This is a genomic window from Streptomyces lienomycini (assembly GCF_027947595.1).
Taxonomy (GTDB): Bacteria; Actinomycetota; Actinomycetes; order Streptomycetales; family Streptomycetaceae; genus Streptomyces; species Streptomyces lienomycini.
Window position 1 is genome coordinate 2272696 of the sequence record NZ_CP116257.1, and the last position, 20757, is coordinate 2293452.

The window sequence follows — 20757 nt, forward strand, 5'->3', positions numbered from 1 at the left end:
GGCGGATCAGACCCCGACCCGCTCACCCCGCTCCCCGCGCTCGCCCACGCCGTCCCGGGCCGTCGGCGCGATCGCCTCGGGCGCCTCGTCGTGGGTCAGGTCGGGCAGCCGGTGCAGCCACTTCGGCAGGTACCAGTTGCGCTCCCCGAGCAGGGACATCACGGCCGGCAGCAGGACGCCGCGGATGATCGTCGCGTCGATCAGCACCGCAGCCGCCAGGCCCACGCCCATCTGCTTCATGGACTGCATGGACAGCGTCCCGAAGATGGCGAACACCGCGACCATGATGACGGCGGCACTGGTGACGACCCCCGCCGTGGTGACCACCCCGTGCTGGATCGCGTCCCGGGTGGAGCGCCCGCGCAGCCGGGCCTCGCGGATCCGGGAGACCACGAACACGTGGTAGTCCATGGAGAGGCCGAACAGGATCACGAAGAGGAACAGCGGCAGCCACGTGATGATGGCGCCCACGCCCTCCGCCCCCACCAGCGAGGCGCCCCAGCCGTGCTGGAAGACGGCGACCAGGATGCCGTACGCGGCGCCCACCGACAGCAGGTTGAGGACGATCGAGGTGATCGCGACCGTCAGCGAGCGGAAGGACAGCAGCATCAGCAGGAAGGCGAAGACCACCACGAACACGAACACCGGCAGGACCGATCCGACGAGCTGGTCGTTGAAGTCCTTGTTGCCGGCCACCTGACCGGTGATCGGGGCCTCGACACCCTCGACCTTGCCCAGCGTCGCAGGACGCACGTCGTCCCGCAGCCTGTCCAGGCTCTCGCCCGCCCTGTCCTGGTCCGAGCCGCCCACCAGCGGGACGTACACCAGCGCGACGTTCTGCTCGTCGTGCGTCGTGATGTCCACCGGACCGCGCGAGGCCCCCGAACTGATCGCCCGCTCCCGGAAGTCGGCGAGCGCGGCCCGCACCTCGGGCGCGTTGATGTCGTCGGCCTTCACGACCACCTCGGCCGGGTCGGAGCCGCCGGGGAAGGCCTCGTTGACCCGGTTGTACGTCTGCACGATCGGCAGCGAGTCGCCGAACTCCTGGTCCAGCGTCAGGTTCTGCGTCTTCATCCCCAGGGCCGGTGCGGCGACGGCCAGCAGCGCGCCGACGGCGACCACCGCCGCCAGCAGCGGCCTGGCCAGTACGCGCTTGAGCACGGCCGTCCAGAACCGGCTGCCCTCACCGGTGCCACCGCCCGGCCGGCGCCGGCGCAGGAACGGCACGCGGCCCTTCTCCACCCGCTCGCCCAGCAGGGACAGCAGCGCCGGCAGCACCGTCACCGAGCCCACCATGGCGACCGCGACCACCATCAGCGAGGCCAGGCCCATCGCCTCGAACTCGGAGATTCCGGTGAACAGCATGCCCGCCATCGCCACGCACACCGTGACCCCGGAGACGACGATCGCCCGGCCACTGGTGGCGGCGGCGATCCGCAGCGCCGTCTGCGCGTCCCGGCCGGCGGCGCGCTCCTCGCGCTCGCGGCGCAGGTAGAACAGGCAGTAGTCGACGCCGACGGCCAGACCGACCAGCAGCATCACGGAGTTCGCGGTGTCGCTCATCGGCTGGAAGTGGCTGACCAGGCCCATCAGGCCCATCGTCGCGACGATCGCGGTGATCGCCAGCGCCACCGGGACCAGCGCCGCCACCAGCGCGCCGAACGCCACGAGCAGGATGCCGAGGGCCACCGGAACCGCCGAGTACTCGGCCTTCTTGAAGTCGTCGCCGAACGCGTCGTCGAACGTCTTCATCATGCTGGCGCCGCCGATCTCCTCGATCCGCAGCGACCCGTGCTCCTTCTGGACGCCCGCGACGGCCTCCAGGACCGGCTCCACCCGCTCGCCCGCCGTGTCCGCCTCGCCGCGCATGTCGAACTGCACCAGCGCGCTGCGGCCGTCCTTCGAGATCGTCCGCGCGTCGTACGGCGAGGTCACGCCGGTGACCTTCCCGGTCCCCTCCACCGCGGCGACGACCGCGGTGACCGCCGCCCGGAACTCGGCGTCCGTCGCCTTCGGCCCGCCGTCCCTCGCCTGGATCAGGACGCTCTCACTGGCCGGTTCGTCGATCCCGGCGTCCTCGACGATGCGGGCGGCGGTGTGCGTCTCGCCGCCCATCTGGTCGCTGTCCTTGACGTCGACCCGGCCGGCCGCCGAGCCGAGCCCCATCGCCAGGACGACGAACAGCACCCAGATCCCGACGGCGGCCCATCGGTGCCGGGCGCTCCAGCCGCCGGCCCGGGCGGCTATGCCCCGCACCCGTGTCTCTCGGTTCCGCATGACGGGCCTGCCCCCTCGTGAGCGGTGCCGGCCCCCTGCCGTCACCTTGCGTTTCGAAGGTATGGCCGCTGTAAGGACGTCGCGTCGTGCTCTCCGGTGACGTGCGGCGGCCGTCGGCTCATCCCTCCGTACCGCCGCCCTCACCGCTGAGGAGGATCCCGGCCCCTTACATCTACCGGGGGTTCCAGGGGTGCCGGATCAGGGTACGGTGACGCACCGGGGGCCTTCCGCGGAGTCGTGCGCGGACCGGCCGTCGTGCCCACCCCCACGGGGCACGACGGCCGTCTCGTTCCCGGGGGCAGGGGCCGACCGGCGGACCGGAGCAGACCGGCGGACCGGACGCCGACCGGCGGACCGGTGGCCTCGCCCGCATCCGCCCGTCGTGGCCGTCAGGCCCCGACGGCCACCCGCACCCGGCGTCGCACCCGCGCCGCGTCGTACCGCTCCAGCAGGACCCGCGCCACCTCCGGCGACGGGCCCAGGACGTCCGCCAGCACGTCCGCCCCGGCCGCGCCGCGCGCGATACGGTCCGGCAGGAAACCGGGCGCCAGGACGTACGGCGCGACGGCGACGCGCGCACAGCCCAGCTCGCGCAACCGCCGCACGGCGTCCTCGGTGCGCGGAAGGGATGCGGAGGCGAACGCAGGCCGCACGGCGCACCAACCGGTGAGCCGCCACTCCCGCGCGATGTCAGCGATCACTGCGATCGCCTCCGGGTCGGAGGACCCCGCCGAGGCCAGCACGACCCCGGTCGAGGACTTGTCGGCGGGCGTGAGACCCGCCTCGTACAGGCGCCGCTCCAGCGCCGACAGCAGCAGCGGCGACGGACCGAGCACCTCGGCCTGCCGGATCCTGAGCCTCGAAGGCGCGGCCGCCAGAACCGCCGGGATGTCCGCCTTGGCGTGGAAGGCCCGGGTCAGCAGCAGCGGGAGAGCCACCACGTCCCGCACGCCCTCCGTCTCCAGGGACTCCAGCGCGCCCCGCACCGAGGGGACGTTGAAGTCCAGGAAACCGGTCTCCACCCGTACGTCCGGGCGCAGCGCCCTGACCCGGCGGACCAGGGCGTGCACGGTCGCGGCGTGCCGCGGATCGCGGCTGCCGTGGGCGACGACCAGGAGTACGGGGCGGACCGGAGCGGACATGATGTGCCTCAGCCCTTCACCAGCAGACCGCGGCTGCGCAGCACCCACCGCTCCAGCGGGCTGAAGATCAGCAGGTCGATGGCGATGCCGACGACCAGGATCAGCAGGATCGCCTCGAACACCATGGCCATGTCGCTGGCGTTGCGGCCGTTCTCCAGCAACTGGCCCAGGCCCACCCCGAGATCGGGGAAGGAGGCGATGATCTCGGCGGCCATCAGCGAGCGCCAGGAGAACGCCCAGCCCTGCTTGAGACCGGCGACGTAGCCGGGCAGCGCGGCCGGCAGCACGATGTGCCAGGTTCCCCTCAGTCCCGTCGCGCCGAGGGTGCGGCCCGCGCGCAGGAAGATCGGGGACACCTGGTCGACGCCGGACACCAGGCCGTTGGCGATGGAGGGCACCGCGCCGAGCAGGATCACGGCGTACATCATCGAGTTGTTCAGGCCCAGCCAGATCACGGCCGGCGGCACCCAGGCCACCGACGGCAGCGACTGGAGGCCGGACAGGATAGGGCCGATCGCCGCCCGCACGAACTTCACCCGCGCCACCAGCAGCCCCAGCGGGGTACCGATGAGCAGCGCGAAGCAGAAGCCGAGCAGACCGCGCGAGACGCTGGTCCAGATGTAGCCGAGCAACTCCCCCTCGAGCCACGCCTGGTGGAGGACGTCCCACACGTCGGCCGGGGCGGGCAGCTTGGTCGGGTCGTCGACGATCTCGAAGGAGACCAGTGCCTGCCACACCGCCAGCACCAGCAGGACGGCGACGGTGGGCGGCAGGATCTTCTCCACGACGGTCTGCCGCCACGGCGTGCGCCCCTGCTGCACCGAGTCCAGCGCGTCCAGGCCCGCCTCCAGGCCGGCGAGATCGCCGCCGTCCTTCGCGCCTGCGGGACGCGTCGTGTCAGTGCTGGCCATGGCGGCGGATCTCCCCACGCAGTTCTTCGGTGATCTCGACGGACAGCTCCGCCACGTCGGTGTCCTCGATACGGCGCGGCTGCGGGATGCCCACCGTCCACTCGCGCGCCACCCGCCCGGGACGGGAGGACAGCAGCACCACGCGCTCGGCCAGCCGCACGGCCTCGCGCACGTTGTGCGTCACGAACAGCACGGACAACTTCGTCTCGCGCCAGATCCGGGTCAGCTCGTCGTGCAGCACGTCCCGCGTGATGGCGTCCAGCGCCGCGAACGGCTCGTCCATCAGCAGCAGCCTGCTCTCCTGCGCCAGCGCCCGGGCCATCGCGACCCGCTGGCGCATACCGCCCGACAGCTCGTGCACCCGCTTGCCGTACGCGCCCGTCAGCCGGACGAGTTCGAGCAGCTCCTCCGCCTTGTCCCGGCGCTCCGCCTTGGGCACGCCCCGCAGCTTCAGGGCGAGTTCGATGTTCTTGCCCGCGGTCAGCCACGGGAACAGGGCGTGCTCCTGGAACATCAGGGCCGGTCGCCCGTCCGTGGTGATCTCGCCGGCGCTGGGCCGGTCGAGGCCCGCCACCAGGTTGAGCAGTGTGGACTTGCCGCAGCCGGAGGCACCCAGGAGGGTGACGAACTCGCCGGGCGCCACATCGAGGGTGATGTCGTCCAGGACGAGCTGCTGCCCGGCGGGGCCCGCGAAGGACTTCGATACGTGCTCGATGCGGGCGGCGTACGTGGCCGGCTCGGTGCCGTCGGCGGCCTTGGCGAGGGTCGTGGTCGTGGCCATGGTCGTCACCTCCTGGGTGGTCGGATCCGGGCTTACTTGACGCCGAGTCCGGCGTCGTCGACCGCGGGCTCGCCCTTGGCCTTGAGGACCTTGTTGAGCGGCGTGAGGTCGTAGATGCCGTTCAGGTCGGGCTTCTCCAGCAGGCCCGCCTTCACGGCGTGTTCCGCCTGGGCGTCGAGGGTGGCGGCCAGCGGGTCGTCGGTGAGTTCGATCGACTTCCACGCCGGGTCCAGGACCTCGGCCGGCAGGGCCTTGCCGGTGTCCTTCTCCAACTGCCTGTTGGCCGCTTCCTTCGCCTCGTCCGGGTTGGCCTTGATCCACTCGTTGGTGTCGACCGAGGCCCTGAGCACGGCCTCCACGGCCTTCGGGTGCTCCGCGAGGAACTTCTGCGACACGATGATGTTCGTGATGACGAACTTCTCGTCCGGCCACAGCGTCGACTCGTCGAGCAGCACCTCGCCGCCCTCGGCGACCAGCTTGGAGGCAGTCGGCTCGGGCACCCAGGCCCCGTCCAGGGAACCCGCCTTGTAGGCGTCCGGCGTGACCTTGTTGTCGCTGCGGACGACCGTCACGTCGCCCCTGCCGCTCTGCGCGTCGACCTTCCAGCCCTGCTCGGCGATCCAGTTGAGGAACGCCACGTCCTGCGTGTTGCCCAACTGCGGCGTGGCGATGCGCTTGCCCCTGACGTCGTCGAGCGTCTTGATCTTGTCCGGGTTCACCACGAGCTTCACGCCGCCCGAGGCCGAACCGCCGATGATGCGCAGGTTCTTGCCGCCGGACTTGGTGTAGCCGTTGATCGAGGGGGAGGGGCCGATCCAGCCGATGTCGATGGAGCCGGAGTTCAGCGCCTCGATCTCGGACGGGCCCGCGTTGAAGGTCGCGTACTTGGCCTCGGTGGCGCCCAGTGCCTTCTGGAAGAAGCCCTTCTGGTTGCCGACCAGCGGCGTCGCGTGGGTGACGTTGCCGAAGTAGCCGATCCGGACGGAGTCGAGGCCGTCGATCTTCTCGGCGCCCTCGGCGACCTTGGCGGTGTCGTCGTCCTTCGCCTCGGAGCCGTACCCGCAGGCGGCCAGGGTGAGCAGGGGAAGGGCGGCTATGACCGCGAGGGTGCGGCGCAGGGCGTTGGTGGCAGGCACGGGAGGTGTTCCTCTCGTTGGTCCGGCTCGCACGCCTGTCGGTTGGTCCGAGGGGTCAGGTCGTGGCCGGGAGGTCGGCAGGTCTTCGGCTGTGGGGGGCGAGGGCGCGCGAGCGGTGCGCGTACGTCAGCGCGCACATCGCGACACTCCGCCCTGCCCGCTGCCGAGGGCGCCGCTGCCGACGCGGCCGCCCTCCTTGGCGAACATGGAGTAGAAGTCGGGGGAGGACATGTTCAGAAGTCCCACCCGTCGTCGTCCGCCGCGTCCTTGACCGGCTCCGGCGCGGCGAAGGACTCGCCGACCATGCCGGCCGTGAGGGTGGTGCCGTCGCTGGGGTCGATCAGGATGAAGGAACCCGTGCGCCGCGAGTCGGCGTAGGAGTCGGCGGGCAGCGGCTCCGCGGTGCGGATCTTCACCCGGCCGATGTCGTTGGCGGCGAGCTGCCCCGGGTGCGGGTGCAGGGACAGGTCGTCCAGCGTGAGCCGGGCCGGGATGTCCTTGACGATCGCCTTGACGGTGCGGGTGCCGTGCTTGACCAGGACCCGGTGGCCCACGGTGAGCGGCGCGTCGGCGACGTGGCAGACGGTGGCCTCGACGTCCTGGCTGGTCGCCGGGGCGTCCTCGCTGGGCACGATCAGGTCGCCGCGGGAGACGTCGATGTCGTCCTCCAGGAGCAGCGTCACCGACTGCGGTGTCCAGGCGGCGTCGACGGGCTCGCCGAGCAGGTCGATGGCGGACACCTTCGAGGTGCGGCCCGACGGCAGCACGGTGACCTCGTCGCCGACGCGGAAGGTGCCCGCCGCGATCTGGCCCGCGTACCCGCGGTAGTCGGGATGCTCGGCGGTGCGCGGCCGGATCACGTACTGCACGGGCAGCCGGGCGTGGCAGTGCGCCAGGTCGTGGCTGACCGGGACGGTCTCCAGGTGCTCGAGGACGGTCGGGCCCCCGTACCAGTCCATGACCGCCGACGGCTCCACCACGTTGTCCCCGGCGAGCGCCGAGATCGGGATCGCGGTGACCTCCGGGACGCCCAGCTCGGTGGCGTACGCCGTGAACTCCTCGGCGATGGCCGCGAACACGGGCTCCCGGTAGTCGACCAGGTCCATCTTGTTGACGGCGAGGACGACGTGCGGGACGCGCAGCAGGGCGGCGATCGCGGCGTGCCGGCGGGTCTGCTCGACGACGCCGTTGCGGGCGTCGACGAGGATCACCGTCAGCTCGGCGGTGGAGGCGCCGGTGACCATGTTCCGCGTGTACTGCACGTGCCCGGGGGTGTCGGCCAGGATGAACCGGCGGCGCGGGGTGGCGAAGTAGCGGTAGGCCACGTCGATGGTGATGCCCTGCTCGCGCTCGGCCCGCAGGCCGTCGGTGAGCAGCGCGAGGTCCGGCGCGTCCTGGCCGCGGCTCGCGGAGGCGCGCTCGACGGCCTCCAACTGGTCGGTGAGGACCGACTTGGAGTCGTGCAGGAGACGGCCGACCAGCGTGGACTTGCCGTCGTCGACCGAGCCGGCGGTGGCGAAGCGCAGCAGCGTCGTCTCCGACAACTGCCAGACCGACAGCGGCTCGGCGGGTTCTGTGGTGCTGGTCATGGTTAGAAGTACCCCTCGCGCTTGCGGTCTTCCATCGCGGCCTCGGACATCTTGTCGTCGGCGCGGGTGGCGCCGCGTTCGGTGAGCCGGGTGACGGCGATCTCCGCGATGACCTTCTCGATGTCGTCGGCGTCGGAGTCGACGGCGCCGGTGCAGGACATGTCGCCGACCGTGCGGTAGCGCACCCGCCGCTTCTCGACCGTCTCGCCGTCCTTGGGGCCGCCCCACTCGCCGGCGGTCAGCCACATGCCGGAGCGGGCGAAGACCTCGCGCTCGTGGGCGTAGTAGATCTGCGGCAGCTCGATGCCCTCGCGGGCGATGTACTGCCACACGTCCAGCTCGGTCCAGTTGGAGAGCGGGAAGACGCGGACGTGCTCACCGGCGGCGTGCCGGCCGTTGTACAGGTTCCACAGCTCGGGGCGCTGACGGCGCGGGTCCCACTGGGAGAACTCGTCCCGCAGCGAGAACACCCGCTCCTTGGCCCGCGCCTTCTCCTCGTCCCGGCGCCCGCCGCCGAAGACCGCGTCGAACTTCTCCGCCTGGATCTTCTCGGTCAGCGGCAGCGTCTGGAGGGGATTGCGGGTGCCGTCGGGGCGCTCGCGCAGCACCCCGCGGTCGATGTAGTCCTGCACGGAGGCGACGTGCAGCCGCAGCCCGTGCCGCTCGACCGCGCGGTCGCGGTAGTCCAGGACCTCGGGGAAGTTGTGCCCGGTGTCCACGTGCAGCAGGGAGAACGGCACGGCGGCCGGGGCGAACGCCTTCAGCGCCAGGTGCAGCATCAGGATCGAGTCCTTGCCGCCGGAGAACAGGATCACCGGCCGCTCGAACTCACCCGCCACCTCACGGAAGATGTGCACCGCTTCCGACTCGAGAGCGTCCAGATGGGAGAGGGCGTACGGGCCCGCCGTACCCTCCCGGGCCGCTGCGGCGGTCGTCGTCATGCCAGTCCCCTTTCGGTGAGCAGGGCGTGGACCGCCGCGGCGGACTCCTGGACGGTCTGGTCCTGCGACTCGATGCGCAGGTCGGGCTTCACGGGCTCCTCGTAGGGGTCGTCCACCCCGGTGAGTCCCGTCAGCTCACCCGCGGCCTGCTTGGCGTACAGGCCCTTCACGTCGCGTACCGAGCAGACCTCGACGGGCGTGGCGACGTGCACCTCGACGTACGCCGTGCCGTTCGCCCCGTGGCGTTCGCGGACCGCGTCGCGGCTGTCCGCGTACGGCGCGATCACCGGGACCAGCGCCGTGACGCCGTTGCGGGCGAGCAGTTCGGCGACGAAGCCGATGCGCTGCACGTTGGTGTGCCGGTCCGCACGGTCGAAGCCGAGGCCCGCGGAGAGGAACTCGCGGATCTCGTCGCCGTCGAGCAGCTCGACGCGCCGGCCCTCCTCACGCAGGCGGTCGGCCAGCTCGCGGGCGATGGTGGTCTTGCCGGCGCTGGGCAGCCCCGTGAGCCAGACGGTGGCTCCGGTCGTCACGTGGTTCTCCCTGGATCTCGATGGCCCGGTGCCGGTCGGCCCGGTGGGCGTCGCTCGGGTGGTGGTCGTCATGTCAGCCGTGCAGTCCGCACTCGGTCTTGGAGCGGCCCGCCCAGCGTCCGGCGCGGGCGTCCTCGCCCTCCAGCACACGACGGGTGCAGGGCGCGCAGCCCACGGAGGCATAGCCGTCCATGAGCAGCGGGTTGGTGAGGACGCCGTGCTCGGTGACGTACGTTTGCACATCTTCCTGTGACCACTTGGCGATGGGCGAGATCTTCACCTTGCCCCGCTTCTCGTCCCAGCCGACGACCGGCGTGTTGGCCCGGGTCTCGGACTCGTCGCGGCGCAGCCCGGTCGCCCAGGCCCGGTAGCCCGCCAGCCCCTCCTCCAGCGGCTTCACCTTGCGCAGCGCGCAGCACAGGTCGGGGTCGCGGTCGTGCAGCTTCGGGCCGTACTCGGCGTCCTGCTCGGCGACCGTCCGGCGCGGGGTGAGCGTGATGACGTTCACGTCCATCACGGCCTCGACGGCGTCGCGGGTGCCGATGGTCTCCGGGAAGTGGTAACCGGTGTCGAGGAAGACCACGTCCACGCCGGGCAGGGCGCGGGAGGCGAGGTGGGCGACGACCGCGTCCTCCATGGAGGAGGTCACGCAGAACCGGTCGCCGAACGTCTCGGCCGCCCACCGGAGGATCTCCAGCGCGGAGGCGTCCTCCAGCTCGCGGCCCGCCCGCTCGGCCAGCGCCCTGAGGTCGTCGGTCGTGTGTTCTTCCTGAAGCGTCGTCATATCGGTTCCCCTCCCGTGGAGTTGGGCTGAAGACCCCGGGCGAGCAGCCCGAGGAACTTCAACTGGAAGGCGCGGTTGCAGGCCCCGCATTCCCAGGCGCCGTGTCCTTGCTCACCGGGACGCAGGTCCTCGTCGCCGCAGTAGGGGCAGTAGAAGGGCGCGGCGCGCTCGCTCACGACAGAGCCTCCTCGGAGGCCCGGGCCGCCCAGGCGGCGAAGCGCTCGCCGTCCTCGCGCTCGGCCTGGAAGCGGGTGAGGACGCGCTCGATGTAGTCCGGCAGCTCGTCCGAGGTCACCTTCAGGCCGCGCACCTTGCGGCCGAAGCTCGGCTCCAGGCCGAGGGCGCCGCCCAGGTGCACCTGGTAGCCGCCGACCTGCCGGCCCTCGGAGTCGGTCATCAGCTGGCCCTTGAGGCCGATGTCCGCGGTCTGGATGCGGGCGCAGGCGTTCGGGCAGCCGTTGATGTTGATGGTGAGCGGCTCGTCGAACTCGGGCATCCGGCGCTCGAGTTCGTCCATCAGGTCGCTGCCGCGCTCCTTGGTCTCGACGATGGCGAGCTTGCAGAACTCGATGCCGGTGCAGGCCATCGTGCCCCGCCGGAACGGGGAGGGCTTGACCCGCAGGTCGAGCGCTTCCAGGGACTCCACGAGGGAGTCGACCCGGTCGCCGGGCACGTCGAGGACGATCATCTTCTGCTCGACGGTGGTGGAGACCCGTCCCGAGCCGTGGTTCTCGGCCAGCTCGGCGACCTTGGTGAGCACCGAGCCGTCCATGCGTCCCACGCGCGGGGCGAAACCGACGTAGAAGCGGCCGTCCTTCTGGCGGTGCACACCGATGTGGTCGCGCCACTGCTGCGCGGGCATCTCGGGCGCCGGGCCGTCGAGCAGTTTGCGGCCCAGGTAGTCGTCCTCCAGGACCTGCCGGAACTTCTCCGGGCCCCAGTCGGCGACCAGGAACTTCAGGCGGGCGCGGTTGCGCAGCCGCCGGTAGCCGTGGTCGCGGAAGATGGAGGTGACGCCCTCCCACACGTCCGGGACCTCGGACTCGGGCACCCAGGCGCCCAGCCGCACACCGAACTTGGGGTTGGTGGACAGCCCGCCGCCGACCCACAGGTCGAAGCCGGGGCCGTGCTCGGGGTGGACCACGCCGACGAAGGAGATGTCGTTGATCTCGTGGGCGACGTCGAGCAGCGGGGAACCGGAGACCGCCGTCTTGTACTTGCGCGGCAGGTTGGAGAAGCGCGGGTCGCCGAGGTAGCGGCGGGCGATCTCGTCCAGGGCGGCCGTGCCGTCGATGATCTCGTCCTCGGCGACTCCGGCCACCGGGGAGCCGAGCATGCCGCGCGGGCAGTCGCCGCACGCCTCGGTGGTCGACAGGCCGACGGCCTCCAGCCGCTCCCAGATGCTGGGCACGTCCTCGATGCGGACCCAGTGGAACTGGATGTTCTGCCGGTCGGTGATGTCGGCGGTGCCACGGGCGTACGTCTCGGACAGCTCGCCGATGGTGCGCAGTTGCTCGGTGGTGAGCCGGCCGCCGGTGATGCGGACGCGCATCATGAAGTACTCGTCCTCGAGCTCCTCGGGCTCCAGGAGACCGGTGCGGCCGCCGTCGATGCCGGGGCGGCGCTGGGTGTACAGGCCCCACCACCGGAATCGTCCGCGCAGGTCGTTGGGGTCGATGGAGTCGAAGCCCCGCTTGGAGTAGATCGTCTCAATGCGTGTCCGCACATTGAGACCGTCGTCATCCTTCTTGAACTGCTCGGCGCCGTTGAGCGGGGTGAAGTGCCCGGCCGCCCACTGGCCCTCGCCGCGGTGACGGCTCACCTTGCGGCGTGGGGTCGCGGCAGCGGGGTTGGGTGGCGTGGCGGCCATGGTTGACACACGTCCTTCAAGACAGGCGGAATGCTGCTCTGACCTGCGCGCATGGCGCATGGCACTACGTGGACACAGAGGAGACACGCGTGCGCGTCATTGCGCGGGAGCGAGGCGAATGCGGGAAATCCGGAGGTGCTGGAGGGTGCTCTCAGCGGCCCGGACAGATGGCGCTGGACATGCGGCCGAGGTCGACGTGGCGCCGACTCACCAAGGCAATTCCAGTTCCAGGCATGACGGAAGCGTGGCACGGCGATCTGTTACTGGTCCAGCTTAATCCAAAATGCGGACACCCTTGTCCCGTAGAGTGAGACAAGGGTGTCGTTGGTCACAGTGCGGTGACCTGGCTGGTCGGACGGCCGGAAACAGGCGTGTCGGAGCGGCTCAGCGGGGGAAGGCGCCCGGCCACGGCCCCGGTGTGGCGACGTCCGCCTCCTCCTCCACCTTGGTGTCGAACAGGCGGAAGCCCCGGCGCTGGTAGTTGTCCATCGCGTACGCGCCGTCCTTGCTGCAGGTGTGCAGCCAGACCCGCTTGGTGGTGGCGAGCCCGGGCCAGCGCTCGGCCAGGTCCCAGGCGCGGGCGGTGCCGTAGGAGAGGAGGTGGCCGCCGACGCGCCGGCCGCGGAAGGCCGGGATCAGGCCGAAGTACTCGATCTCCACGACCCCGTCGTCGCCGGGCGCCAGCTCCACGTACCCGGCGGGCGTGCCCCGGTCGTGGGCGACCCAGGTCTCCACGCCCGGCCGCTCCAGGTGCTCCCGCCAGCGCGCGTGGCTCCAGCCGAGCCGGTCCGTCCAGCGGATGTCGCCGCCGACCGAGGCGTACAGGAAGCGGCTGAACTCGGGCGAGGGCACCTCGGCGCGGACGATCCTGACGTCCCCCTCCGGGGCGGCGGCCGGCAGCAGATCGGTGGGCGCCGTCTGCTCCAGGGACCACGTGGTCACGGCGATGTTGGTCATGCCGGTCAGGGAACCATCCGCTCCGCGGATCTGTCGATCCCCGCCCCGAACGGCCGGAACGGGTGCCGGGGCGGACGCCGGACGCGACGCGTCAGTCGAGCGCGTCCCGGATCGACGTCAGCGGCAGCGCGAACAGCATGCGGCCCGACTGGGACCAGACCTCGCCGGTCCGCGCCCAGTACGACATCGATCCCGCCCGCCCGCTCCAGCACTGCTGCGACTGGTCGGCCCCGCACTCCGTGGCCCGGGCGCCGTCCGTGTCCTGGCGCCACAGGGTCCCGCGTCCGTCCTGTCCACCGGCCGCACGTCCGAGATACCAGTCGGACCGTGCCGCCCCGGGCGGACGGTACGACAGCACGCCCCCGACCTCGGCCGCCCCGGTCCGGTACGCCTCCACCGCGTGCACGTGCCCGGCGGAGTCGGTGACGGGCAGCCCGGTGCGCTCGGGGTCCGCGAGCGTGCTCAGCGAGTAGCGCCACAGGCGGGTGGGGCGGTCGCCGTCCGCGTCCACCCGTTCGCCGGCCACCAGACTGTCGGGGGCCGTACTGCGGTCCAGCGAGATCGCGCCGGGACGGGCCGCGCCGTCGGTGTCGGGGAGGCGGTAGGAGGCGATGGCGGGCAGCACGTACCGGTTGCCGCCCGCCGCCCAGCCCCCGGGCACCCGCCCGACGGCGTCGGCCGCGGTGGTGGCGCGCTGGACCCGCTCCACGTCGTACACGTACAGCGCGTCGCGGTCTCCGGCGGACGAGGTGACCAGCAGCTTGTCCTGGTACCAGACCATGCCGGTGACGGGGGAGTCGAGCCCCCGGTAGTCGTGGCCGCCGTCGACCGGTACGGCGAGCAGCGCCGAGGTGTAGCCCAGGCGGTCCGGGTCGTCGGCGTCGACGAAGGAGACCCGGGCGAGGCCCCCTTCGGGTGTGCCGTCGTCGCGGGACCAGGCGGAGAGGATGACGCGGTGGGTGCCCCACAGGCCGTCCTCGTCGGCGTCCCCGGAGGTGGTGACCGCGCCGGGCCGCCAGCCGTCGGTGTCGGCGTCGTCCCAGCAGTACGCGCGGGTGGCGGCGGGGGAGACGGGCAGTGCCTCGCGCGCCCCGGCCGTGCAGTCGCCGGCGTCGCGCAGCGTGTGGTCGGCGGAGTCGAGGACGGTGTCGACGCCCACCGGGTCGCCCATGGAAGCGGAGAGCCGGTCCAGCCAGGGCCGCGGTACGCGGTGTTCGGTGAGCCGCAGCGCGTCCGTCTCGGCGGCGGAGGTGAGGGGTTCGAGGGCGCCCGGATCGTCGGCCACCGTGGCCTGCGAGGCGCTGATCAGCGTGGCCGCGCCGGTCAGCGCGAGAGCCGCGCCGGTCAGGGCGGCGCGCAGTGCCCTGCCCCGTCTGCGTCGGCGGTGTCTGCCGCGCTGCTTCATAGAACCTCCACCGGCACCGAACCAACTGCGCTCGACGGTGGTCGCGTTGACCGAGGAGCGGATGGGGCGGCCCGTAGAGGATGCTACGACAGACGGACGGGTCGGGGGACGCGGACGATGCAAATATGCGAAATCAACCCGTCTTTACAGCCGTCCGGGGGCACCGGGGCCTCCGGGGCCTCCGGCAGACGGCCCGGAGAGCGTCCCGCCCGCCGCCCGGGCGCCCCGCGGTCAAGGCACCCGCATCGACGCCTTGCCCTCCACGACCGCCGGTGCCGTCGAGTGGGGGAGCAGGTCACGGGGGTCGGCCGGCAGGAGGACCTCGACCTCCGCGTCCTCGCAGAAACGATACGGCCGGTGTTCCAGGTGCGCCCCGAGGTACCTGCGGACCCGCGACATCTCGGCCCGTACCGTCACCGTGCGGGCCGGGTCGCCGAACATGTCCTCGGCCAGCCCGGCCGCGCTGCGCCCACCCCGGCGCACCGCCAGCAGGTACAGCAACTCCGCGTGCCGCGGACTCAGTTCCCGCGTCCAGTCCTCCGCGCCCCCCAGCACCCGCACCGACCAGCGGCGCGACTGCCCGAGGTCCAGCACGATCCGGGTGGCGCCCTGCGGCACCGGCTCCACCGTGGCGCGCACCAGCCAGCCCTCGGCCAGCGGCTCCACGGTGCACGCCCCGAGCACCGGCAGCCGCCGTGTCCCCGCCTCCGGCGACCCGGGCAGCGCCACCCGCTCCAGGTACGGCATCCCCGCCACCGCCGCCGTCCAGCCGTCGCGGTCGGCCACCAGCGCACGCCCCCCGATCCGGGCCAGCACCGGCGCGGCCACCGCCCGCAGCCGCTCCAGCGACTGCACGTGCAGCTCCCGCAGCCTGGCCTCGGCCAGCTTCGCCACCGAGTCGACCCAGGCCAGCGTGGCCGGATGCATGGTCTCCAGCGGTCCACTCACGTCGACCACGCCGAGCAGCCGGCCGCTGCGCGGGTCCGTGATCGGCGCCCCGGCGCAGGTCCAGGTCGCCTGCGACCGTACGAAGTGCTCGGAGGCGAAGACCTGGACGGGACGCCGGGTGACCGCCGGAGTCCCCACGCCGTTGGTGCCGACCACCTCCTCCCGCCAGTCCGCCCCGAGTTCGAACCCGAGCCCGTCGGCCCGGCGCAGCACCCGCGCGCTGCCCTCCCGCCACAGCACCCGGCCGTCCCCGTCCGCGACGACCATGATGTGGTGGGCCACGTCCGCCACCGACAGCAACGCCTCCCGCAGCACCGGCAGGACATGCCGCAGCTCCGACGACTCGCGACGCCGCCGCACCTCGTCGGGGGCCAGCAGCCCCGAGCGGACGTCCTGCTCCGGATCGACGCCGCCGCGCAGCATCCGCTCCCAGGACTGCTCGATCACCGGACGCGGCGCCACCGGAGCCCGCCCGCCGGAGAGTCTCGCGGAACGGACCTCGCTGAGCATCCGGGCCGCACGCGCCGTGTCGACGGTGGCGAACTGCGCTACGTCCATCGGCGAGAGCGCCACGGGACCCGTCCTTCCGGAAGCCGAATGTTCGTCTGATACCGGCCGGTTGCCCAGGCCGTGAGGACACAGTCCGCACACAGCCGACCGCAAGTTGCAACCCCTTGCAACCCTGGTGGACGCCCGTACCGGTGGCCAAACTTGGAACACGCCGTCCCGAGCGGCGTACGCGGCCTGAACGGGCCCGTGTGGCGGGGGTGGTGCCGTGTCGGCGCAGCACCACCCCCGCGCCGCACGCGGGGAGCGTCGGGATCAGGCCACCGGCCGGGCCCGCTCCACCACCGACGCCAGGTCCAGTGTGGGCGGCAGCGTGCCGAAGGCCGCGCCCCCGTCGCCGCCCAGCCGCGAGGCGCAGAACGCGTCGGCGACCTCCGGCGGCGCGTACCGGACCAGCAGCGCGCCCTGGAGCACCAGCGCCAGCCGTTCCACCAGCCGCCGCGCCCGCCCCTCCGCGTCCGCCAGGTCGGCCAGCTCCGTCAGCAGGTCCCGGATCGCCGCGTCCAGCCGGTGATCGGCCCCGCGCGCCGCACCCACCTCCGTCAGATACGCGTCGAGGGCCGACGGCTCCCGCTCCAGCACCCGCAGCACGTCCAGTGCCTGTACGTTCCCGGCGCCCTCCCAGACCGAGTTCAGCGGCGACTCGCGCACCAGCCGGGGCAGGCCCGACTCCTCGACGTACCCGTTGCCGCCCAGGCACTCGGCCGCCTCCACCACCAGCGGCGCGCACCGCTTGGTCACCCAGTACTTGGCCGCCGGCACCGCCAGCCGCAGCAGCGCGCGCTCCCGCTCGTCCCCGTCCTCGGCGGCGTCCAGGGCCGCCGCCAGCCGCAGCCCGAGCGTGGTGGCCGCCTCCGACTCCAGCGCGAGGTCCGCGAGGACGTTGCGCATCAGCGGCTTGTCGACCAGCTTCCCGCCGAACGCCTCGCGGTGGGTGCAGTGGTGCACCGCCTGCGCCACCGCCTGCCGCATCAGGCCCGCCGACCCCAGCACGCAGTCGAGCCGGGTCGCCGCCACCATGCCGAGGACGGTGGCCACCCCGCGCCCCTCCTCGCCGACCCGCCGCGCCCAGGTCCCGGCGAACTCGACCTCGGCGGAGGCGTTGGACCGGTTGCCCAGCTTGTCCTTGAGCCGCTGGATCAGGAACACGTTGCGGGCGCCGTCCGCCAGCACGCGCGGAACCAGGAAGCAGGTCAGGCCCCCCGGTGCCCGCGCCAGCACCAGGAAGGCGTCCGACATCGGCGCCGAGCAGAACCACTTGTGCCCGGTCAGCCCGTACGTCCCCTCCTCGGCCAGCGGCCGCGCCGACGTGGTGTTCGCCCGGACGTCGCTGCCGCCCTGCTTCTCCGTCATGCCCATCCCGAACAGCGCCCCGGCCTTCAGCCGGGCCGGACGCGGCTCCCGGTCGTAGACCCGGGAGGTCAGCCGCGGCACCCATTCGGCGGCCAGATCCGGGTCGGCGCGCAGGGCGGGCACCGCCGCGTGGGTCATGGACAGCGGACAGCAGTTGCCCGCCTCCACCTGGGTCCACATCAGGAACCCGGCCGCGCGCCGCACCTGCCCGCCCGGCCGGGACCAGGCGTCGGTCAGGCCCGCCGAGACGCCCTTGCCGAGGAGCCGGTGCCAGGCGGGGTGGAAGTCGACCTCGTCGACGCGGTGGCCGTACCGGTCGTGGGTGCGCAGGACGGGCGGGTTGTCGTTGGCCAGCGCACCCCACTCCTGGGTCTGGAGCGCCCCGCAGCCGCGGCCCGTGCCCGACAGCTCCGCCACCGCCTCCGCGCGCAGTTCCGCCGGCAGATGCCGCTCGACCGCCTCCGTCAGGGCCCGGTCGGCGGTGAAGACGTCGTAGCCGGTCAGCGGCGGCGCCTGATTGGTCACGGTGTGGGTGCTGCCTGCCATGCACGTGAACCTACCGTGCCGCGGGACCCCGGCGGGCCGGGACGGGACCGGCGGGCGTCCGCGGATGAGTGCCACCCTCCACGCCGGATACCTTTAGGGCGTGCAGCCAGCAAGCGACTCCCCCGAACGGCCCTCCGGCCGGCTCCACCGCGCCCGGGTTCTGTACCGGAACGTGTCCAAACGCAGGACCGCCTGGCTGCTGCTCAAGGACACGGTCAACTCGTGCATGGAGTACCGCATCCTCGGCCTGGCCGCCGAGGCCGCGTTCTTCACCCTGCTCTCGGTGCCGCCGCTGCTGCTGAGCCTCCTCGGACTGCTCGGCTACGTCGACTCCTGGATCGGCGCCGACACCACCGAGAGCCTGCGCACCAACATCCTGGACGCCTCCCGCGCGGTGCTCTCCGAGAAGGGCGTCAAGCAGATCACCGAGCCGATCCTGGACGACGTGATGAAGGGCGGCCGGCCCGACGTCATCTCCATCGGCTTCGTCTTCGCCCTGTGGTCGGGCTCCCGCGCGGTGAACGTCTTCATCGACACCATCACCGTGATGTACGGCCTCGACGGCGTCCGGGGCATCGTCAGGACCCGCCTGATGGCCTTCCTGCTGTTCATCGTGGCCCTGGTGATCGGATCCATCGCGCTGCCGCTGATGGTGGCGGGACCGGACGCCGTGGTGCGGGTCGTGCCCTGGTCGACGACGGTCGTGCAGATCCTGTACTGGCCGGTCGTGATCATCCTGTCCGTGGCCTTCCTGACCACCCTGTACCACGTGTCCGTGCCCGTGCGTTCCCCGTGGATCGAGGACGTCCCCGGCGCGCTGGTCGCCCTCGCCATGTGGGTCCTCGGCAGCTTCCTGCTGCGTATCTACCTCACCAACACCGTCGAGGGCCCCACCATCTACGGCTCACTGGCCGCGCCCGTCGCCGTGCTGCTGTGGATCGGTGTATCCGCGTTCGCGGTGCTCGTCGGCGCCGCCGTCAACGCGGCCATCGACCGGGTGTGGCCGGCCGCCGCGACCGCCGCCGCCCGCGAGGCCAACGAGCGGCTGCGGCAGGCCCAGGTCGCCGAGTACGTGGCCCGCACCTCCTCCGGCGGCGAGGGCGACCCCGACATGCCCTCCGAGTTCCCGGAACGCTGGTCCCGCTTCCTGCCGCCCGAGGACGTCACGGCCCGCCTGCGCACCCACCCGAAGAGCCCGCCGCCCGCGAACCACCACCACGCCCACGACCACCACCACGACGGTCACGACCACGACAAGCCCGAGGCCTCCTGAGGCGGCGATTCCCCTACCGAGTGCGCTTCTCGTGAAGGGAGGCCGGACGGTCGGTGACTTTACTGTGCGGCACTTCGGGACGGCCTGTGTACGATGCGTCACGCGTCAGCTGATTTCCGCTGCTCATACGAACTCCCAGCCACTTCACGGTCGTACGTCACCCGGTCACCGAAGAAGGGAAGTACGTTGTCCCACACTGGAATACGCGTGCGGCAGGCCCGCGGCGCTCTGGCCGGCGGCATGGTCCTGGCGGCCGCCGCCGCCCTGCTCACCGCGGCGCCGTCCGCACAGGCGGTGTCCGGCGAGCCCGCGGCCGCGGCCGAGCACGCCTTCACCGCCCGGCTCCGCATCGGCGAGGGCGACGCCATGCGCGGCTGTTCCGCCGCCCTGGTGCACCAGCAGTGGCTGCTGACCGCCACCAGTTGCTTCGCGGCCACCCCGGGCGACGAGGTCGGGGCCGGCAAGCCCGCGCTGAAGTCCACGGCGACCCTGGGCGGCAGGACCCTCGACATCGTCGAGGTGGTCCCGCGTGACGACCGGGACGTGGCCATGGTCCGGCTCGCCGAGCCCGTCACCACGGTCGAACCGGTGGCACTGGCCGCGAACGCCCCCGTGGCGGGCGAGACCCTGCTCGGCGCAGGCTTCGGGCGGACCCGCACGGAATGGGTCCCGAACCAGGTGCACACCGGTGCGTTCCGGGTGGATTCCACCACCGACACCACCGTCGCCCTGACCGGCCAGGACGGGGTGTCCGTGTGCAAGGGGGACACCGGCGGCCCGACCCTGCGCGGGACGGGGAGCGGTGCCGAGCTGACCGCCGTCCACAGCCGTTCCTGGCAGGGCGGGTGCCTCGGCGAGACGGAGACCCGGACCGGCGCGATCGACGCCAGGGTGGACGGCTTGGCGGACTGGGTGAAGGACGTCCGCAACCGTGACCGGACGTACTCGGCGGACGTCGACGGCGACGGCAAGGCCGATCTGGTCGTCCTGCGCTCGAACGGCGATGTGGTCGTCCACCGCAACCAGGGCGAGGCCTTCGCCCCGGGCCGGGTCATGTCCAGCGGCTGGGGCCGCTTCGTGACCTGGAAGGACCTGGGCCGGTTGTACTTCGCCGACGTCAACGGCGACGGCAGGGCCGACATGGTCGTGCACACCAGTGACGGGAAGATCGCCGTCCGCGTCAACCAGGGCACCTACTGGGACCAGGGCACGCAGTGGTCCAGCGGCTGGGGCCGCTTCGTCGACGGCAGCGACCTGGGCCGGTTGTACTTCGCCGACGTCAACGGCGACCGCAGGGCCGACATGGTCGTGCACACCAGTGACGGGAACGTCGCCGTGCGCGTCAACCAGGGCACCTACTGGGACGGCGGCACGCACTGGTCCAGCGGCTGGGGACGCTTCCTGACCTGGAAGGACATGGGCCGGTTGTACTTCGCCGACGTCAACGGCGACGGCAGGGCCGACTTGATCGTGCACACCAGTGACGGGAACGTCGCCGTGCGCGTCAACCAGGGCACCTACTGGGACGGCGGCACACACTGGTCCAGCGGCTGGGGACGCTTCGTCGACGGCAGCGACATGGGCACGCTCAAGTTCGGCGACGCCACCGGCGACGGCAAGGCCGACCTGTTCGTCCACACCAAGGACGGCGGCGTCGCGGTCCGCACCAACCACGGCACCTACTGGGACCAGGGCAAGACCATGATCACGCTCTGACGCCGAGGCTTCGTCCCGGCGCTGCCGG

18 protein-coding genes are annotated in these 20757 nt (G+C 72.1%); 2 read left to right on the forward strand and 16 right to left on the reverse strand.

Annotation, left to right across the window (positions count from 1 at the left end; all coding sequences use genetic code 11):
• Positions 1-6: 6 nt before the first annotated feature.
• The 16 genes from BJ961_RS10310 to BJ961_RS10380 all read right to left on the reverse strand — a co-directional run bounded on the left by BJ961_RS10310 (position 7) and on the right by BJ961_RS10380 (position 17740).
• Entirely contained in the window at positions 7-2277 is a 2271-nt protein-coding gene (locus BJ961_RS10310) for an MMPL family transporter (protein ID WP_271321023.1), read from the reverse strand.
• 389 nt (positions 2278-2666) lie between these two features.
• Positions 2667-3419 (reverse strand): sirohydrochlorin chelatase, encoded by a 753-nt coding sequence (locus BJ961_RS10315; RefSeq protein WP_271321024.1) that lies wholly within the window; start codon positions 3417-3419, stop codon positions 2667-2669.
• A gap of 8 nt (positions 3420-3427) precedes the next feature.
• A complete protein-coding gene (locus BJ961_RS10320; RefSeq protein ID WP_271321025.1) occupies positions 3428-4330 on the reverse strand; it encodes an ABC transporter permease in 903 nt (300 codons plus the stop codon).
• Positions 4317-5111 carry an ABC transporter ATP-binding protein gene (locus BJ961_RS10325; RefSeq protein WP_271321026.1) on the reverse strand — a complete coding sequence of 265 codons (795 nt, stop codon included), beginning with the start codon at positions 5109-5111 and terminating at the stop codon, positions 4317-4319. Before BJ961_RS10325 ends, BJ961_RS10320 begins: the two co-directional genes overlap by 14 nt.
• A 32-nt stretch (positions 5112-5143) precedes the next feature.
• Positions 5144-6247, reverse strand: a complete 1104-nt coding sequence (locus BJ961_RS10330; RefSeq protein ID WP_271321027.1) for an aliphatic sulfonate ABC transporter substrate-binding protein — start codon at positions 6245-6247, stop codon at positions 5144-5146.
• A 233-nt stretch (positions 6248-6480) separates the two neighbouring features.
• Positions 6481-7836, reverse strand: coding sequence for a sulfate adenylyltransferase subunit 1 (locus BJ961_RS10335; protein ID WP_271321028.1), 1356 nt, complete (start codon positions 7834-7836; stop codon positions 6481-6483).
• A gap of 2 nt (positions 7837-7838) precedes the next feature.
• The gene (cysD, locus tag BJ961_RS10340) at positions 7839-8777 is read right to left on the reverse strand and encodes a sulfate adenylyltransferase subunit CysD (RefSeq protein ID WP_271321029.1); all 939 of its coding nucleotides are present in this window, start codon (positions 8775-8777) and stop codon (positions 7839-7841) included.
• Positions 8774-9382: an adenylyl-sulfate kinase gene (gene cysC / locus BJ961_RS10345; RefSeq protein WP_271321030.1), complete on the reverse strand. Its 609-nt coding sequence runs from the start codon at positions 9380-9382 to the stop codon at positions 8774-8776. Before cysC ends, cysD begins: the two co-directional genes overlap by 4 nt.
• A gap of 1 nt (position 9383) precedes the next feature.
• A complete protein-coding gene (locus tag BJ961_RS10350) occupies positions 9384-10094 on the reverse strand; it encodes a phosphoadenylyl-sulfate reductase (protein WP_271321031.1) in 711 nt (236 codons plus the stop codon).
• The gene (locus BJ961_RS10355) at positions 10091-10270 is read right to left on the reverse strand and encodes a hypothetical protein (RefSeq protein ID WP_003972819.1); all 180 of its coding nucleotides are present in this window, start codon (positions 10268-10270) and stop codon (positions 10091-10093) included. Before BJ961_RS10355 ends, BJ961_RS10350 begins: the two co-directional genes overlap by 4 nt.
• Positions 10267-11964 (reverse strand): nitrite/sulfite reductase, encoded by a 1698-nt coding sequence (locus tag BJ961_RS10360; RefSeq protein ID WP_271321032.1) that lies wholly within the window; start codon positions 11962-11964, stop codon positions 10267-10269. The genes BJ961_RS10355 and BJ961_RS10360 overlap by 4 nt, the downstream gene beginning before the upstream one ends.
• A gap of 151 nt (positions 11965-12115) precedes the next feature.
• Positions 12116-12199, reverse strand: coding sequence for a putative leader peptide (locus BJ961_RS36120; protein ID WP_309475039.1), 84 nt, complete (start codon positions 12197-12199; stop codon positions 12116-12118).
• 149 nt (positions 12200-12348) lie between these two features.
• Positions 12349-12921: a GNAT family N-acetyltransferase gene (locus tag BJ961_RS10365; protein ID WP_271321033.1), complete on the reverse strand. Its 573-nt coding sequence runs from the start codon at positions 12919-12921 to the stop codon at positions 12349-12351.
• Between the two features lie 91 nt (positions 12922-13012).
• A complete protein-coding gene (locus BJ961_RS10370) occupies positions 13013-14326 on the reverse strand; it encodes a hypothetical protein (RefSeq protein ID WP_271321034.1) in 1314 nt (437 codons plus the stop codon).
• Between the two features lie 231 nt (positions 14327-14557).
• On the reverse strand, positions 14558-15847 hold the full coding sequence (locus BJ961_RS10375; protein WP_271321035.1) for a GAF domain-containing protein: 1290 nt from the start codon (positions 15845-15847) through the stop codon (positions 14558-14560).
• Positions 15848-16096: 249 nt separating this feature from the next.
• Positions 16097-17740 carry an acyl-CoA dehydrogenase family protein gene (locus BJ961_RS10380; RefSeq protein WP_271321036.1) on the reverse strand — a complete coding sequence of 548 codons (1644 nt, stop codon included), beginning with the start codon at positions 17738-17740 and terminating at the stop codon, positions 16097-16099.
• Positions 17741-17840: 100 nt separating this feature from the next.
• On the opposite strand from BJ961_RS10380, the gene BJ961_RS10385 reads away from it, so the two are divergent.
• Together BJ961_RS10385 and BJ961_RS10390 are read left to right on the forward strand one after the other, a co-directional pair.
• Positions 17841-19013, forward strand: coding sequence for a YihY/virulence factor BrkB family protein (locus tag BJ961_RS10385; protein ID WP_271321037.1), 1173 nt, complete (start codon positions 17841-17843; stop codon positions 19011-19013).
• 207 nt (positions 19014-19220) lie between these two features.
• Entirely contained in the window at positions 19221-20729 is a 1509-nt protein-coding gene (locus tag BJ961_RS10390; protein WP_271321038.1) for an FG-GAP-like repeat-containing protein, read from the forward strand.
• Positions 20730-20757: the final 28 nt, after the last annotated feature.

Coding starts and splice junctions, on each gene's coding strand:
- BJ961_RS10380 (WP_271321036.1), bottom strand. CDS start 17,740: ATGGCAGGCAGCACCCACACCGTGACCAATCAGGCGCCGCCGCTGACC.
- cysC (WP_271321030.1), bottom strand. CDS start 9,382: ATGACGACCACCACCCGAGCGACGCCCACCGGGCCGACCGGCACCGGG.
- BJ961_RS10320 (WP_271321025.1), bottom strand. CDS start 4,330: ATGGCCAGCACTGACACGACGCGTCCCGCAGGCGCGAAGGACGGCGGC.
- BJ961_RS10335 (WP_271321028.1), bottom strand. CDS start 7,836: ATGACCAGCACCACAGAACCCGCCGAGCCGCTGTCGGTCTGGCAGTTG.
- BJ961_RS36120 (WP_309475039.1), bottom strand. CDS start 12,199: ATGCCTGGAACTGGAATTGCCTTGGTGAGTCGGCGCCACGTCGACCTC.
- BJ961_RS10350 (WP_271321031.1), bottom strand. CDS start 10,094: ATGACGACGCTTCAGGAAGAACACACGACCGACGACCTCAGGGCGCTG.
- BJ961_RS10310 (WP_271321023.1), bottom strand. CDS start 2,277: ATGCGGAACCGAGAGACACGGGTGCGGGGCATAGCCGCCCGGGCCGGC.
- BJ961_RS10325 (WP_271321026.1), bottom strand. CDS start 5,111: ATGGCCACGACCACGACCCTCGCCAAGGCCGCCGACGGCACCGAGCCG.
- BJ961_RS10370 (WP_271321034.1), bottom strand. CDS start 14,326: ATGAAGCAGCGCGGCAGACACCGCCGACGCAGACGGGGCAGGGCACTG.
- BJ961_RS10315 (WP_271321024.1), bottom strand. CDS start 3,419: ATGTCCGCTCCGGTCCGCCCCGTACTCCTGGTCGTCGCCCACGGCAGC.
- BJ961_RS10360 (WP_271321032.1), bottom strand. CDS start 11,964: ATGGCCGCCACGCCACCCAACCCCGCTGCCGCGACCCCACGCCGCAAG.
- BJ961_RS10365 (WP_271321033.1), bottom strand. CDS start 12,921: ATGACCAACATCGCCGTGACCACGTGGTCCCTGGAGCAGACGGCGCCC.
- cysD (WP_271321029.1), bottom strand. CDS start 8,777: ATGACGACGACCGCCGCAGCGGCCCGGGAGGGTACGGCGGGCCCGTAC.